This is a genomic window from Massilia sp. (assembly GCF_046293535.1).
Lineage (GTDB): Bacteria > Pseudomonadota > Gammaproteobacteria > Burkholderiales > Burkholderiaceae_D > Telluria.
In genome coordinates this window covers 1-15,028 of the sequence record NZ_JBKBOV010000051.1, presented here as the reverse complement: position 1 = coordinate 15,028, position 15,028 = coordinate 1, and the positions used below count along the sequence as shown (strand labels likewise).

Below are 15,028 nucleotides of genomic sequence, written 5' to 3'. Positions count from 1 at the left end.
TCAGCCGCCCGGCGCCGCCTGGGCGGCGCCGGATGCCGCCACGCTCGTTGCCGCCTGCTGCTCTGGGTTCAACACCACCTGCACGTAGTTCTGCGCGTTGAAGTAGCGCCGCGCCGCCACCTGGATCTCCTCGCCCGTAATCGCCTGCACCTGCTTCTCGACCTCCAGGATCGAGGCCGGGGCGGTCCCTTCGCTCAGCGCCGACTGCAGGTGCGACAGCCAGTAGCCGTTCTCGCGCAGCGAGCCGCGGTGGTTCTGGATCCAGTTGCGCTTCACCTTGTCGAGGTCGCCCGCCTCCGGCCCCTTGGCCTGCAGGCGCTCGATCTCGGCGAAGGTGGCCGCGATGACCTTGTCCACGTGCTCGGGCCCGGTCGGCAGCGTGACGCCGATCGAATAATTACCATACGGGATCTTGCTCAGCACGCCAGACGCGCCGCCGCCGTAGATCAAGGCCATCTTCTCGCGCAGCACCTCGATGATGCGCAGGTTGAGCACCTCGAGCAGGGCCGCCAGGCGCAACTGCTCGGCATCGCTGAACTCGGCCTTGCCGGTGAAGGTCAGCGACACCGTGCTCTTCGGCTCCGAGCCGCTGCGCACCTCGCGCTTGACCACGCCCGTTGCCGGACGCAGGCCGACGTCGCGGTAGGCCACCGTGAGTTCGGGCGTGGGCAGGCTGCCGAGGTAGCTCGCCAGCAGCGGCTTGAGGGCCGCCACGTCGAAGCTGCCGACCAGGATGAATGTCAGGTCGCGGGCAGAGGAAAAACGCTGGCGGAAGATGTCGATGCTGCGATCCAGGTCGATCTGCTCGTACTCCTCGGCCCTGAGGGTGCGCGGCGCGCGCGGATGCTGGTTGTACAGCGCCGCCATCACCGCGTCGCCGAAGCGCGCGCCGGGCTGCGCGCTCTGGTTGCGCGCCTGCTCGACCTGCTTGCCGACGTAGGAGCGGAACAGGTCTTCGTCGCGCCGCACGTCCTGGAACTTCAGCCAGGTCAGCTGCAGCATGGTCTCGATGTCGGTCGCGCCCGAGGCGCCCACCACCACGTCGGTGTAGTTGGCCAGCCCGACGTTCACCTGCGCCGCCTTGCCCGCCAGGATCTTGCGCATGTCGAGCGGGGTGAAGTCCTTCACCCCCATGCTGGCCACGATCGCATTGGCGAAGCGCGCATTCAGGATATCCTGGTCGCCGAACAGGCTCTGGCCGCCGAAGCGGGCGGCGCTCATCAAGACCTGGTCGTTGCGGAAATCGGTCGGCTTGAGGATCACCTTGACGCCGTTCGACAGCGTCAGGCGGGTCAGGCCGAGCGCCGCATCAATCGACTCGGCCACGATGCCGCCGGGCTGCGGCGGGCGCTCCATCAGGCGCGCCGCCACCGCCTTCTCGTCGTGCGGGCGCAGTTCCGCGCGCTCGGCGCCGGCCACCGCGGCCAGCAGTTGCGCGCCCGCGGGCGTGTCGGGACGGGTCACGCCGGTGTACAGCACCAGCTTGCCCGAGTTTGCCGGAATGGTGCGGCGCGCATAGGCGTTGACCTCGTCGAGGCCGATGCCGGACACCAGCTCCTTGACGTAGCGGTATTCGGTGTCGATGCCGGGGATCGCTTCCTGCTGCAGGAAGTTGCGGATGTACTCGGCGGCATAGGTGGCGGAGTCGCTCTTGGCGCGCTCGTTCCAGGCCTGCTCGTAACTGCGCATCAGGCTTTTCTTGACCCGCTCCAGTTCGGCCGCGCCGAAGCCGTAGCGGCGCGCGCGCTCGTTTTCCTCGACCAGGGCGGTGAGCGCCGCATCGGCGCCGCGCGGTCCCAGTGCGGCCGAGGCGTTGTACGAGCGGTAGCGCGGGGTCAGCTTGCCGAGCGAGCTGCTGGCGCCCATGAAGGGCGGCTCAGGCAGCTGCGACAGTTCCTGCAGGCGCTGGTTGAGCATGGTGGAAAACAGCGACTGCACCAGGTCGTCGCGGTAGGCGCGGATGGTGCCGGCCTCGGCCACCGGCTGCACCGGGTAGCGGATCAGCACCGCATTGCCGGTCGCCTCGGTGTCGGTGACCACCAGCGCCTCGGTGGCCTGGCGCGCCGGGATCTCGGCGTAGGCGCGCGGGCGCGCCGGCACCGGGTTCCTGAGGTGGGCGAAATGCTGCTTGATCAGCTGTTCGGCGTGCAGCGGGTCGACGTCGCCGACCGCCACCACCGCCATCAGGTCGGGACGGTACCAGTCGCGGTAGAAACGGGTCAAGGCCTCGGGCCGGAAGCTGCGCAGCACCTCCTCGGTGCCGATCGGCAGGCGCTCGGCGTATTTCGAGCCGTTGAAGATCGCCGGCATGATGCTCTTGCCCATGCGGTCCGAGGCGCCCTTGCCGAGGCGTAGCTCTTCCAGCACGATGCCGCGTTCCTTCTCGATGGCGTCCGGGTCGAAGCGCAGGCCGTGGGCCCAGTCTTCCAGCACCTGAAAGGCCTTGGCCACGTGCTCCGGCTTGTCGGTGGGGATCGGCAGGATGTAGACGGTTTCGTCGAACGAGGTATAGGCGTTCAGGTCGGCGCCGTAGCCGACGCCGATCGACTGCAGGTAGGACACCAGTTCGTGCTTGCGGAAGTTGGTCGAGCCGTTGAAGGCCATGTGCTCGACGAAATGGGCCATGCCGCGCTGGTCCTCGTCTTCGAGGATGGAGCCGGCCTTGACCACCAGGCGCAGTTCGAGCTTGCGTTCGGGGCGGGCATTGCGCTGGATGTAATAGGTCAGGCCGTTGGCGAGCTTGCCCACCTTGACCTGCGGGCCGACCGGGATCGGGGCGTCCAGGCGCAAGGGCGCGCCGGCCTTGGGGGCGGCCGGCGTCGAGGCCGGGGCGGCAGCGGCCAGGCCCGCCGGCCAGTAGGCGCAGAGCAGCGCGGCCAGGCAAAGACCGCGCACGGCATTCTTGCTCATCGGGGATCCAATTTCAGTGGACGAGCACGCATTCTACCGCGCGCACCCGCATAGTCTGTTGCGCAGTCGTGCTTGCAGGTCAAACGGCGACACGCCCCTTTGCCAGCAGCGCCGCCATCTCATGGGCCGGCACCGGGCGGCTGTACAGGTAGCCCTGCATCACGTCGCAGCCGATCAGGCCCAGGAAGTCGCGCTGCCCGACCGTTTCCACGCCCTCGGCCACGACCGATAGCGACAGGCCCTGGGCCAGCGCGATGGTGGCCTGGGCGATGGCCGCGCTGCGCTGCTCGGAAGTGATGTTGCGGACAAAAGTCTGGTCGATCTTGAGCTTGTCGAGCGGGAAGCGCGACAGGTAGCCGAGCGAGGAATAACCGGTGCCGAAGTCGTCCAGCGACAGCGACACGCCCATGGCGCGCAGCTCGGCCATCTCGGTCTCGGCCACCGCGCTGTCGCCCAGCATCACGCTTTCGGTCAGCTCCACTTCCAGGTAGCGCGGCGCCAGTCCGCTCTCGGCCAGGGCCTTGCGCACCACCGCGCTCACCGAACCGGCCTTGAACTGGTTGGCCGAGACATTGACGGCTACCCGCACCGGGCTCAAGCCGGCGTTTTGCCACGCCTTGTTCTGCAGGCAGGCCTGGCGGATCACCCACTCGCCGATCGGGTGGATCAGGCCGGTGTCCTCGGCCAGCGGGATGAAGTCGCTCGGGGAGACCGTGCCGATCTCCTCGCTGCGCCAGCGCAGCAGGGCTTCCATGCCGACCACGCTGCCGTCGATGCGCGAGACCTGGGGCTGGTAGTGCAGGGCCAGTTCCTCGCGCTCGATCGCGCGGCGCAGGCGCGTCTCCAGCGCCAGCCAGCGCAGCGCCTGGGCGTTCATCTCGCCCTTGAAGAAGCGGAAACCGTTGCGTCCGGCGCCCTTCATCTCGGTGAGCGCCGCGTCGGCGGCCTTGAGCAGGTCGCCCGGGGCGTTGCCGTCGCGCGGGAAGATGCTGATGCCGACGCTGCCGGTGACCACCACGTCGTGCTCGCCCACCGCGTGCGGCTGGGCGATGGCGTCGATCAGGCGGCGCGCCGCCAGGATGATGTCGTCGTTGTCCTTGCAATTGGTGAGCAGCAGGACGAATTCGTCGCCGGACAGGCGCGCCAGGGTATCGGTCGGGCCGGCGATGCTGCCGACCCGGCGCGCCACTTCGCGCAGCACGGCGTCGCCCGCGGCGTGGCCGAGGCTGTCGTTGATGCGCGAGAGGCGGTCGACGTTAAACAGCAGCAGGGCGAGCTGGCCGTCGCCCAGGCGCGCGGCGGCCATGGCCTGCTGCAGGCGGTCGTTGAACAGCGAGCGGTTCGGCAGCAGGGTGAGGGCGTCGTGGTTGGCCAGGAAGTCGAGCTGGTGGTACGCGGCCTTCAGCGCCGACAGGTCGGTGGACACCGAGACGTAGGCGGTCAGCTCGCCGGACTCGTCGCGCACGGCGCTGATGCTGAGGCGTTCCGGGTAGACCTCGCCGTTCTTGCGGCGGTTCCAGATCTCGCCGCGCCACTGGCCGTCCTGCGCCAGGCAGTGCCACATGTCGCGGTAGAACGAGGCGTCGTGCCGGCCCGAGCGCAGGATGCTCGGGTTGCAGCCCAGCACCTCGGATTCGCGGTAGCCGGTGATCTGCTCGAAGGCCGGGTTGATGGCGACGATGCGCGCCTCGGCATCGGTCATCAGGATGCCCTCGCGGGTGCTGTCGAAGACCTGGCGCGCCAGCTCGAGCCGGTGCTCGCTCTCGCGCAAGGCCTTGTCGGCGTCGGCGCGCGCCAGCGCTTCCAGCTGCAGCTGGGTGGCGTGGCGCTGTACCACGTCGTACAGGTTCAGGTTTTCGTAGGCCACCGCGAGCTGGGCGGCCAGCGCCGTGGCCCAGCGTTCTTCCTCGTCGGTGAAGGAGGGCGCGCCCGGGCGGCGCGCGCAATACAGCCAGCCGTGCGGATGCTGCAGGTCGTGCACCTGCAGGCCGAGGAAGCTGCCCATCGGCGGATGGCAGGATGGGATGCCGGCCAGCAGGGGATCGCCCTGGGCCAGGCGCAGCGGCGCCCGGGCGCGCAGCAGCATGCCGGGCAGATGGGCGTCGTCCAGCGCGTGCGAGGCCAGCAGTTCGGGCGCGAGCTCCCAGGTGTCGAGGTGGCGCACGCCCCGTTCGTCCCGGTCGAGCAGGCACAGCGCGGCGAAGTCGGCGTGCAGCACGCGCCGCGCCGCATCCAGGAAGGAGGCGGCCAGGGTCTCGACCCGGCGCTCGCCGATCAGGGCCAGGCACATGCGCTCCAGTTCGGCCAGGCGCGCGCCCAGGTCGAAGGGCAGGGCGCGTTCGCGCTCCGGCGCCGGTTCGGCCACCGGCAGCGGCGGGGCGCCTTCGAGCACGCCCAGTTCGGCGCTGATGGCGTCCAGAATCTGCTGCGGGTCGGCCGGCTTGGGCAGGACGGTGGCGACGCCGCTGCGCGCCGCCATCGCCTTGGTTTCGCGCTCGGCGTACACCGCCGAGAAGAAGATCACGCGGATGTCGCGCAGGTCGGGGTCCTGGCGTAGTTGCTGCACCAGTTCGTAGCCGTCCATGACGGGCATCAGGATGTCGGTAATGATCAGGTCGGGACGCTGGGCGCGCGCCAGCGCCAGCGCCTGGGCCCCGTCTTGCGCATCGAGCAGGCGGTGCCCGGTGAAGCCGAGCAGGGCGTTCAGGAAGGCGCGGTTGCTCGGCCGGTCGTCGACGATCAGAATCGTGGCCATCAGTCCTGCCTCGCTTGCGAAAGCAGGTTGCGGCTGAACGAATGCGGAACGACCGCCATGTCTACTCCAGGAAATGGCCCTGTAGCGCCGGGGAAAGGCCTCGGCACCACATGTGGCCGCAATGTCATTATCATAATCGAGTCGTGCTTGGACGCGCTCTTTGTTGCGTGTCGGAAACTTAGCTTAGCAATTCTCACCCCATGAAAATACGCGAATTGTTGCATGTTGCCTTATGGCAACGCCCGTTGACGAATTCACAGTGTTGTGCTGAGGAGTATCGCCAGCGCTCGGTTGAACGGCGGTAAATCCTTTAAAATAGCGGATTGTGCAAAACTCCCGTTTCAAGGAATCCGTATGTCTATCTCCAGCACCGAGGAAATCGTTGCCGAATTGCGCGCCGGCCGCATGGTCATTCTTGTCGATGAAGAAGACCGCGAGAACGAGGGCGACCTGGTGCTTGCCGCCGATTTCGTCACCCCGGAAGCGATCAATTTCATGATCCGCCACGCGCGCGGCCTGGTCTGCCTGACCCTGACCGAAGAGCGCTGCGACGAACTGGCGCTGCCGATGATGACGTCGAAGAACGGGACCTCCTTCGGCACCAACTTCACGGTGTCGATCGAAGCGGCCGAGGGCGTCACCACCGGCATTTCCGCCGCCGACCGCGCACGCACCATCCAGGTGGCCGTGAACAAGGGCACGACGCCGGACGACCTGGTGCAGCCGGGCCACATCTTCCCGCTGCGCGCCCAGAAGGGCGGCGTCCTGATGCGCGCCGGCCATACCGAAGCCGGCTGCGACCTGACCGAGATGGCCGGCCTGACCCCGGCCTCGGTGATCTGCGAGATCATCAAGGAAGACGGCACCATGGCGCGCCTGCCCGACCTGATCGAATTCGCCAGGGAGCACAAGCTGAAGATCGGCACCATCGCCGACCTGATCCATTACCGCAGCCAGAACGAAAGCCTGGTCGAGCGCGTGGCCGAGCGCCCGCTCGGCACCCCGTACGGCGAGTTCAAGCTGGTCGCCTACCGCGACAAGCCGAGCGGCGCGGCCCACCTGGCCCTGGTGCACGGTGAACTGTCGCGCGACAAGGAAGCCCTGGTGCGCGTGCACCAGCCGGTGTCGATCCTCGATGTGCTGGGCGACTGCGCGTCGACCCACTCCTGGGACCTGGCCTCGGCCATGAAGGCCATCAAGGGCCGCGATTGCGGCGCCATCGTGCTGCTGAACTGCGGCGAGACCGCCGAGCAGCTGTTCGCCCAGTTCGCCCCGCGCGACACCAGCGCGAGGAGCGCGCGCGCGGCCTCGATGGACCTGCGCACTTACGGCATCGGCGCCCAGATCCTGCGCAACCTCGGCGTCGGCAAGATGCAGTTGCTGGCCAATCCGCGCAAGATGCCGTCGATGACCGGCTTCGACCTGGAAGTCACCGGCTACCTGCCGCAGCCGACCGCGTGACGCGGCGCGTCCGGACGGCAAATCACACTACTATATATACATACCAATCGAGAAGAAGAGGTCAGCCATGACGGTAGGAACTTTTGAAAGCAATCTGGCGGGTGAAGGCCTGCGCATCGGCATCGTGCAGGCACGGTTCAACGCCGACATCGGCCACGGCCTGCTGTCGTCCTGCCTGGCCGAACTGAAGCGCTTGGGCGTGGCCGACGAGGACATCCTCCACATCACCGTGCCGGGTGCGCTGGAAGTGCCGCTGGCCCTGCAGAAAATGGCCGAGACCCAGCAGTTCGACGCGCTGATCGCGCTGGGCGCGGTGATCCGCGGCGAGACCTACCATTTCGAGCTGGTGTCGAACGAATCGGGCGCGGGCATCACCCGCATCGGCCTGGACTACGGCATGCCGATCGCCAACGCCATCCTCACCACCGAGAACGACGAGCAGGCCGAAGCCCGCATGGCCGAGAAGGGCGCCGACGCGGCGCGCGTCGCGGTCGAGATGTCGAACCTGCTGTTCGCGCTGGAAGAGCTGCAGGCCGAGGAAGAATAAAAGCGACAATAAGCAGTAAAGGAAACCACATGACCGACAAGACCACGCACGCCAACCCGAGCAAGAACCGCACGCCGCGCCACCGCGCGCGCGAGTTCGCGCTGCAGGGCCTGTACCAATGGCTGCTCAACAACGAACCGGCTCGCACGGTCGTCACCAACATCCGCGGCGCCCACGGCTTCGACAAGGCCGACGGCGAGTTCTTCAGCGAACTGCTGAACGGCGCCATCGCCACCTCGGTCGAGCTGCGCGAAGTCATCGCGCCGCTGATCGACCGCGGCGTGGCCGAGCTGTCGCCGATCGAGCACGGCGTGCTGCTGCTGGGCGCCTACGAGCTGAAGAACCACCCGGAGATCCCCTACCGCGTCGTGATCAACGAAGCGGTCGAGCTGACCAAGTCCTTCGGCGGCATCGACGGCCACAAGTACGTCAACGGCGTGCTGGACAAGCTGGCCTCGACCCTGCGCCCGGACGAGGTGGGAGCGGACGCGCGCCGCTGATCCGGAACGCCTCTCTATATAGAAGCCACTGGTCCTGCCGGTGGTTTTTTTTTGTCCACCCTACGAACTGCCGGTGCAAAAAAAAACCACCGCACGAGGCGGTGGTGTCGGTGAGGAGTGTTTTCTGCCCGGCTTACAGGGTCGCCAGCGCTTCCGAAGCGTGGTTCTCGGCCTTGGCCGGCGCGGCGGCCGGCGCCTCGGTCGGGTTGGCGGCAGGAGCCTGCTTGACGACCGTCGTCTGCGGCAGCGGACGCGGGTTGGTGGTCGGAACCTTGTGACCCTTGGCAACCTGCTTGAGCTTCTTGTATTCGGCCAGCACCTTGGCGCCGTAGCCGGAATCGGTTTCCAGGTCGGCCGCGCCGACATAGGTCTTCAGGCCGCCTTCGATGGAACCGGTGCGCTTGACGTAGTCTTTCAGGATCAGGGCGCCGACCTTGATGTTGGCGACCGGATTCAGGGCCGCCTGCTGGCCGCCCACCTGTTCGAACTTGTCGTGATGGACCTTGGCCATGACTTGCATCAAGCCCTTGGCGCCCATCGGGCTTTCGGCGAACGGGTTCAGGCCCGATTCGATCGCCATCACGGCCAGGATCAGGAGCGGATCCAGCTTGACTTCGTGCGCCGTCATGTAGGCGGTCGAGACCAGCATGTTGGCGGCATCGCTGGCGACGCGGTAGCGCTTGCTCAGCCAGGAAGTGACCCATTGCTGCTGCTTGCTGTCGCCGAGGTGCTGGGCGCTGGCATGGGTGATCTCGACGGCTTCGGCAACGTCGGCGGCGACCGGCGCCGGGGCCGGGGCCGGGGCTGGCGCCGCCTGGGCGACGACCACGACTTCCGGTTCTGGATGCAACATGTCCGAGACGCGCTTGGCGACGTCTTCGTTGGTATAGAGCAGGGCGAGCATCGCGACTGCGGAGAGACCGAATACGGTCAGGGTGTTGCGTGCGGTATTGAATACACCGCGTGCCGCTTTGCTCACGGAAGACCACGTGACTGGCTGGCTGGCCATGGATTGCACGAACCTTGCGTTCGTGATGAAACGATGGATCATCGAATTCCCCTTGTCGCGGCAAAAAGAACCCCTGTCACACCGTGTAAACGCTGTGTCGGGTTACTGAATGCCGTGCATCAGAAATATCGTAGGTCGCCGCCTTGCGGCCGACTAACGCCGTCATTGCCTTGCTACAGCTGGCTGCTTTGAAACCCGTGCGGGTGGAACCAGTGGCTCAACAACTGTCTCGGGGGAGTGGGCAGACGCCCAGTGAAAACACTCCTAAAATGTCATGTGGGGCCCCGACCCCGTGAATGCATGAGAACAGCTAAAATCATGTCAGAAAGACTGCCTGCCTCATCAAGTAGGACGGATTCTAGTGGCTCACTTATACCAAGTCAACCCTAGCACGAACCGCTCTTATTACTTTTAGTTCTGATTGCCGAGACGAAATTTTGAAAAGTCTTGCTAAATCAGCTACTTGGCATGGTGCCTTGAACCAGCTTCTATTGACGAGATTACGATCAAAACTTGATGAAATATTCAGATTTGCGGGACTTTATGGCGCAGCTCGAACGCATGGGCGAGCTGAAACACGTTGGCGTGCCGGTGTCGCCCCACCTCGAGATGACGGAGATCTGCGACCGTACCCTGCGCGCCGAGGGCCCTGCGCTGCTATTCCAGAAACCGGCTGGACACACGATTCCAGTACTGGGCAACCTGTTCGGCACTCCGCGCCGGGTGGCGCTGGGCATGGGCGCCGACAGCGTCACCGAACTGCGCAATATCGGGCACGTGCTGTCGCGCCTGAAGGAGCCTGAACCGCCCAAGGGCTTCAAGGACGTCATGGGCCTGGGTTCCCTGGTCAAGGCGGTCTGGGACATGGCGCCGAAAGAGGTGAAGGGCGCCCCGTGCCACGAAGTCGTCTGGGAAGGACAGGACGTCGACCTGGCGCGCCTGCCGATCCAGCACTGCTGGCCGGGCGACGTCGCTCCCCTGATCACCTGGGGCCTGGTGATTACCAAGGGGCCGCACAAGAAGCGCCAGAACCTGGGCATCTACCGCCAGCAGGTGCTGGGCCGGAACAAGGTGATCATGCGCTGGCTGGCGCACCGCGGCGGCGCCCTCGATTTCCGCGAGCATGCCCTGGCCAATCCGGGCAAGCCCTATCCGGTGGCAGTGGCGCTGGGAGCCGATCCGGCCACCATCCTGGGCGCCGTCACCCCGGTGCCGGACAGCTTGTCCGAATACCAGTTCGCCGGCCTGCTGCGCGGCCAGCGCACCGTGCTCACCAAGGCCATCGGCAGCGAGCTGCGGGTGCCCGCGTCCGCCGAGATCGTGCTGGAAGGGCATATCTACCCGGACGCGAACCACCCGTCCGGCTTCGAGCATGCGCTCGAAGGTCCGTATGGCGACCACACCGGCTATTACAACGAGCAGGACAGCTTCCCGGTGTTTACCATCGACCGCATCACGATGCGGCGCGATCCGATCTATCACTCCACCTACACCGGCAAGCCGCCCGACGAGCCGGCGGTGCTGGGCGTGGCCCTGAACGAGGTGTTCATTCCGCTGCTGCAGAAGCAGTTCAGCGAGATCACCGACTTCTACCTGCCGCCGGAAGGCTGCAGCTACCGGATGGCGGTGGTGCAGATGAAGAAGCAGTACGCCGGCCACGCCAAGCGCGTGATGTTCGGGGTCTGGAGTTTCCTGCGCCAGTTCATGTATACGAAGTTCATCGTGGTGGTCGACGAGGACGTCGACGTGCGCGACTGGAAGGAAGTCATCTGGGCCATCACGACCCGGGTCGACCCGACCCGCGACACCGTCATGGTCGACAACACGCCGATCGACTACCTCGACTTCGCCTCCCCGATCAGTGGGCTGGGCAGCAAGATGGGCATCGACGCCACCAACAAGTGGCCGGGCGAGACCAACCGCGAGTGGGGCACGCCGATCGCCATGACGCCGCAAGTGAAGGCGCGCGTGGACGACATCTGGGGGCAGCTCGGCCTGTAGGAGCCGGGGCTGGCGTGCGGCGTGCGGGGCTGGGGGCGGCTAGACTGCGCTTTTGACCCTGTTGACTACCATGCACATGGAGGCACGATGAACATCCTGATGGTGCTGACCTCGCACGACCGCCTCGGCGACACCGGCAAGAAAACCGGTTTCTGGCTGGAGGAATTCGCCGCTCCCTATTATGTATTCAAGGATGCGGGCGCGACCCTGACGCTGGCCTCGCCCAAAGGCGGGCAGCCGCCGCTCGACCCGAAGAGCGACGAGCCCGATGCGCAGACCGAAGCGACCCGGCGCTTCCGCGCCGACCCGCAGGCACAGGCGGCGCTGGCCGATACCGTTACCTTGTCCAGCGTGCGCGCGCAGGACTTCGACGCCGTGTTCTATCCAGGCGGCCACGGTCCCTTGTGGGACCTGGCCCAGGATGGCGACTCGATCCGCCTGATCGAAGCCATGATCGGCGCCGGCAAGCCGGTGGCGGCGGTCTGCCATGCGCCTGGTGTGCTGGCGCAGGTCAAGGGAGTGGACGGCGATCTGCTGGTCAAGGGCAAGCGCGTGACCGGATTCACCAACACGGAAGAGGCTGCCGTCGGCCTGACCGAGGTGGTGCCTTTCCTGGTCGAGGATATGCTGGTGAAAAATGGTGGCCAGTACAGCAAGACGGATGACTGGCAGCCCTACGTCGTGACGGACGGCTTGCTCGTCACGGGACAGAATCCGGCCTCGTCCGAAGCGGGCGCGCATGCCTTGCTGGCCTTGCTGAAGGATCGCGCATAGGCTTTGCAAGATCCGGCCCCAAAAACGGTGGGGTCGGGTATAATGCTTGCTGGCGGGCCCCTGCGCATTGTGGCATGGTTTACCTGGTCAGGTCGGGAACGAAGCAGCCAAAGCCGTTCACCGCAAGTGCCGCAGATCAGGCTCGCCTCTTCCTTTCTCTTTCTCCCCCCACACGTACTTTTCAATCCTGGCTCGCAGCGTCCGCGGCAGATTTGCGTTCGTCTGTTTTCGGCATTTTTTCTTCATCGCTCGCGAAGATTCTCACCAATTGTTGCGTTTAGTCGACGGGTGGGCATAGAAAATTGTCATATTTGACGCGCTTAGTTGCCATAAGGAATTTTTCTTGATTAAATCCTTCGTATCGTACATACGGAGGACTTGCCTGATCATGGAACATCGCGTCTCGCTTCACCAGCACTATCTGCGTGCGGATCGCCTGATGGCGGGGATCCTCTGGGGCCTGTTCGCGATGGCGCTTGCCTTGTCGAGCATGTACGACACCCTGTCCTGGGCCTTGCTGGTCGGCCTGCCGGCAGCGGCGATTCCGACGGTGCTGGTGCTGTTCGCCGGCGGCAGCAGGGCAAGCCGGATGAGCGTGGCCGTGGCGCTCATGGTCTTCAGCGCGCTCCACATCCACCAGGCTGCAGGGCAGACCGAACTGCATTTCGGTATCTTCGTCCTGCTCGCCTTCCTGCTGTGCTACCGCGACTGGGCGGTCATCGTCGTCGCTGCCGCGGTCGTGGCGTTGCATCACCTGTCGTTCAACTACCTGCAGGAACTCGGCTTCGGCGTGCGTTGCCTGGCCGAGCCGGGTCTCGGCATGGTGCTGGTGCACGCCGCCTACGTCGTGGCGGAGAGCGCACTGCTGTGCTACCTGGCCCGCTTGCTGCGGCGCGACGCGCTGCAGTCGGCCGAATTGAGCACGAGCGTCAAGCTCATGCGGGGAGAAGCGGGCACGATCAGCCTCGACCCCGAGTTGCTGCCCGCGTCGAGCAACAGCGGACGCGCGCTGCAAGGCATGGTCGGCCTGTTGCAGGAAGCCATGGGGCGGGTCCAGCAAGGCGCCCGGGCCACTGCCGCGACCTCGTCCGAGATCGCTCGGACCAACGCGGAACTGGCCGCGCGCACGGGCGAACAGGCGGCGGCCATCCATGCCACGGTGAAGTCGATGTCGCAGCTCACCGGCTCGGTCGACCAGAATGCCGAGAATGCACGCCTTGCCAGCGAACTGGCCGGCAGCGCATCGGAAGTGGCGGTGCGCGGCGGCCAGGTGGTGGCGCAGGTCGTCGACAGGATGCAGGCCATCGATGCCTCGTCGCGCCGGATCGGCGACATCATCGCGGTCATCGACGGCATCGCATTCCAGACCAATATCCTGGCCCTGAACGCCGCCGTGGAGGCCGCGCGCGCGGGCGAGCAGGGGCGTGGCTTCGCGGTCGTCGCCAGCGAGGTGCGCAACCTGGCGCAGCGCTCGGCGACCGCGGCGCGCGAGATCAAGGGGCTGATCGAGGCGTCCAGCGCGCAGGTCAGCGCCGGCAGCGCCCTGGCGCAGCAGGCTGGCCAGACCATGGAGGAGGTGGTCGGCGGGGTGCGTAAAGTGTCGAGCCTGATCGCCGAGATCAGCGACGCCAGCCGCGATCAGGCCGGCGGCATCGCCGCCATCGGACAGGCCATGCAGGACATGGATGCGGTTACGCGCGGCAATACTGGGCGGGTCGAAGAAGCGGCCGATGCCGCGGGGCGGCTGGCTGCCCAGGCAGAGCGCCTGGCGCAGGTGGTGGGCGCCTTCCGCCTGGGCCGGACCCAAGCGGCCCCGGCAGGAGCGCCGGGTACCCCGGAATTACTGTAGTTGCCATGAAGCACTGCCGCGGAATGTTCGCGGCAGTCGCCAACTGCGGTAAAATCCCGGCATGTCCTATCAAGTCCTCGCCCGCAAATACCGTCCCAAGAACTTCGAAACGCTGGTCGGCCAGGAGCACGTCGTCCGTGCGCTGACCCATGCGCTGAAAACGGGCCGCCTGCACCACGCCTACCTGTTCACGGGAACGCGCGGGGTCGGCAAGACGACGCTGTCGCGCATCCTGGCCAAGTCGCTCAACTGTGTCGGCCCGGACGGGCAGGGCGGGATCACGGCCGAACCCTGCGGTGTGTGCGAAGCCTGCCGCGCGATCGATGCCGGGCGCTTCGTCGACTACATCGAGATGGACGCGGCGTCCAACCGCGGCGTGGACGAGATGGCCCAACTGCTGGAGCAGGCGGTGTACGCGCCGAGCAATGCGCGCTTCAAGGTCTACATGATCGACGAGGTGCACATGCTCACCAACCACGCGTTCAACGCGATGCTGAAAACGCTCGAGGAACCGCCGCCGCACGTGAAATTCATCCTCGCGACCACCGACCCGCAGAAGATCCCGGTCACGGTGCTGTCGCGCTGCCTGCAGTTCAACCTCAAGCAGATGCCGCCGGGTCACATCGTGGGCCACCTGGAAAACATCCTCGGCCAGGAAGGCGTCACCTATGAGCAGCCGGCCCTGCGCCTGCTGGCGCAAGGCGCCCACGGCTCGATGCGCGATGCGCTGTCGCTGACCGACCAGGCCATCGCCTATGCCGCCGGCCAGGTCACCTTGGATGCGGTGCAGGGCATGCTGGGCGCGCTCGACCAGTCCTACCTGGTGCGCCTGCTGGACGCGCTGCTGGCGCAGGACGGCGCCGACCTGATGGCCGTGGCCGACGAGATGGCCAGCCGCAGCCTGTCGTACAACGGCGCGCTGCAGGACCTCGGCACCTTGCTGCACCGGATCGCGCTGGCGCAGTCGGTGCCCTCTGCGGTGCCGCAAGACCTGCCGGAACTGAACGACATCCTGCGCCTGGCCCAGGCTTTCGATGCGCAGGAAGTGCAGTTGTATTACCAGATCGCGGTGCACGGTCGCAACGAGATCGGCCTGGCGCCCGACGAATACGCGGGCTTCACCATGACCCTGCTGCGCATGCTGGCCTTCCGTCCCGGGCAGGGCGGCGCCGAGCAGCCGGCGGCGCTTGCCGCAAGCGCCGCCGCTGGCCATGCGCCGGCC

The 15,028-nt window shown here is 66.3% G+C and carries 10 protein-coding genes and 1 other RNA gene; 8 read left to right on the top strand and 3 right to left on the bottom strand.

What is annotated here, in order from left to right; all coding sequences use genetic code 11:
- The gene (locus ACK4S9_RS20465; RefSeq protein ID WP_409729345.1) at positions 1 to 2,910 is read right to left on the bottom strand and encodes a M16 family metallopeptidase; all 2,910 of its coding nucleotides are present in this window, start codon (positions 2,908 to 2,910) and stop codon (positions 1 to 3) included.
- A 79-nt stretch (positions 2,911 to 2,989) separates the two neighbouring features.
- On the bottom strand, positions 2,990 to 5,665 hold the full coding sequence (locus ACK4S9_RS20460) for an EAL domain-containing protein (RefSeq protein WP_409729343.1): 2,676 nt from the start codon (positions 5,663 to 5,665) through the stop codon (positions 2,990 to 2,992).
- Positions 5,666 to 6,019: 354 nt separating this feature from the next.
- On the opposite strand from ACK4S9_RS20460, the gene ribBA reads away from it, so the two are divergent.
- The 3 genes from ribBA to nusB all read left to right on the top strand — a co-directional run bounded on the left by ribBA (position 6,020) and on the right by nusB (position 8,173).
- A complete protein-coding gene (gene ribBA / locus ACK4S9_RS20455) occupies positions 6,020 to 7,126 on the top strand; it encodes a bifunctional 3,4-dihydroxy-2-butanone-4-phosphate synthase/GTP cyclohydrolase II (protein WP_409729341.1) in 1,107 nt (368 codons plus the stop codon).
- A 67-nt stretch (positions 7,127 to 7,193) separates the two neighbouring features.
- Entirely contained in the window at positions 7,194 to 7,673 is a 480-nt protein-coding gene (gene ribH / locus ACK4S9_RS20450; RefSeq protein ID WP_036245112.1) for a 6,7-dimethyl-8-ribityllumazine synthase, read from the top strand.
- A gap of 29 nt (positions 7,674 to 7,702) precedes the next feature.
- The gene (gene nusB, locus ACK4S9_RS20445) at positions 7,703 to 8,173 is read left to right on the top strand and encodes a transcription antitermination factor NusB (protein ID WP_409729339.1); all 471 of its coding nucleotides are present in this window, start codon (positions 7,703 to 7,705) and stop codon (positions 8,171 to 8,173) included.
- A gap of 133 nt (positions 8,174 to 8,306) precedes the next feature.
- On the opposite strand, the gene ACK4S9_RS20440 is transcribed toward nusB, so the two are convergent.
- On the bottom strand, positions 8,307 to 9,182 hold the full coding sequence (locus ACK4S9_RS20440) for a transglycosylase SLT domain-containing protein (RefSeq protein ID WP_409729386.1): 876 nt from the start codon (positions 9,180 to 9,182) through the stop codon (positions 8,307 to 8,309).
- 516 nt (positions 9,183 to 9,698) lie between these two features.
- Between ACK4S9_RS20440 and ubiD the strand changes: the two genes are divergently transcribed.
- From ubiD to dnaX, 5 genes are all read left to right on the top strand, one after another.
- Entirely contained in the window at positions 9,699 to 11,183 is a 1,485-nt protein-coding gene (ubiD, locus tag ACK4S9_RS20435) for a 4-hydroxy-3-polyprenylbenzoate decarboxylase (RefSeq protein ID WP_409729337.1), read from the top strand.
- Between the two features lie 87 nt (positions 11,184 to 11,270).
- The gene (locus ACK4S9_RS20430; protein WP_409729336.1) at positions 11,271 to 11,957 is read left to right on the top strand and encodes a type 1 glutamine amidotransferase domain-containing protein; all 687 of its coding nucleotides are present in this window, start codon (positions 11,271 to 11,273) and stop codon (positions 11,955 to 11,957) included.
- Between the two features lie 51 nt (positions 11,958 to 12,008).
- An RNA gene (ffs, locus tag ACK4S9_RS20425) (signal recognition particle sRNA small type) lies at positions 12,009 to 12,107 on the top strand.
- Between the two features lie 289 nt (positions 12,108 to 12,396).
- On the top strand, positions 12,397 to 13,806 hold the full coding sequence (locus ACK4S9_RS20420) for a methyl-accepting chemotaxis protein (RefSeq protein ID WP_409729334.1): 1,410 nt from the start codon (positions 12,397 to 12,399) through the stop codon (positions 13,804 to 13,806).
- Between the two features lie 61 nt (positions 13,807 to 13,867).
- Positions 13,868 to 15,028 (top strand): DNA polymerase III subunit gamma/tau (gene dnaX / locus ACK4S9_RS20415; RefSeq protein WP_409729332.1); only part of this gene is annotated, 1,161 nt, incomplete at its 3' end.

Excerpts from the sequence above, each read along its gene's own strand:
- ACK4S9_RS20465 (WP_409729345.1), bottom strand. The coding sequence starts at position 2,910 with ATGAGCAAGAATGCCGTGCGCGGTCTTTGCCTGGCCGCGCTGCTCTGC.
- ACK4S9_RS20460 (WP_409729343.1), bottom strand. The coding sequence starts at position 5,665 with ATGGCCACGATTCTGATCGTCGACGACCGGCCGAGCAACCGCGCCTTC.
- ribBA (WP_409729341.1), top strand. The coding sequence starts at position 6,020 with ATGTCTATCTCCAGCACCGAGGAAATCGTTGCCGAATTGCGCGCCGGC.
- ribH (WP_036245112.1), top strand. The coding sequence starts at position 7,194 with ATGACGGTAGGAACTTTTGAAAGCAATCTGGCGGGTGAAGGCCTGCGC.
- nusB (WP_409729339.1), top strand. The coding sequence starts at position 7,703 with ATGACCGACAAGACCACGCACGCCAACCCGAGCAAGAACCGCACGCCG.
- ACK4S9_RS20440 (WP_409729386.1), bottom strand. The coding sequence starts at position 9,182 with ATGGCCAGCCAGCCAGTCACGTGGTCTTCCGTGAGCAAAGCGGCACGC.
- ubiD (WP_409729337.1), top strand. The coding sequence starts at position 9,699 with ATGAAATATTCAGATTTGCGGGACTTTATGGCGCAGCTCGAACGCATG.
- ACK4S9_RS20430 (WP_409729336.1), top strand. The coding sequence starts at position 11,271 with ATGAACATCCTGATGGTGCTGACCTCGCACGACCGCCTCGGCGACACC.
- ACK4S9_RS20420 (WP_409729334.1), top strand. The coding sequence starts at position 12,397 with ATGGCGGGGATCCTCTGGGGCCTGTTCGCGATGGCGCTTGCCTTGTCG.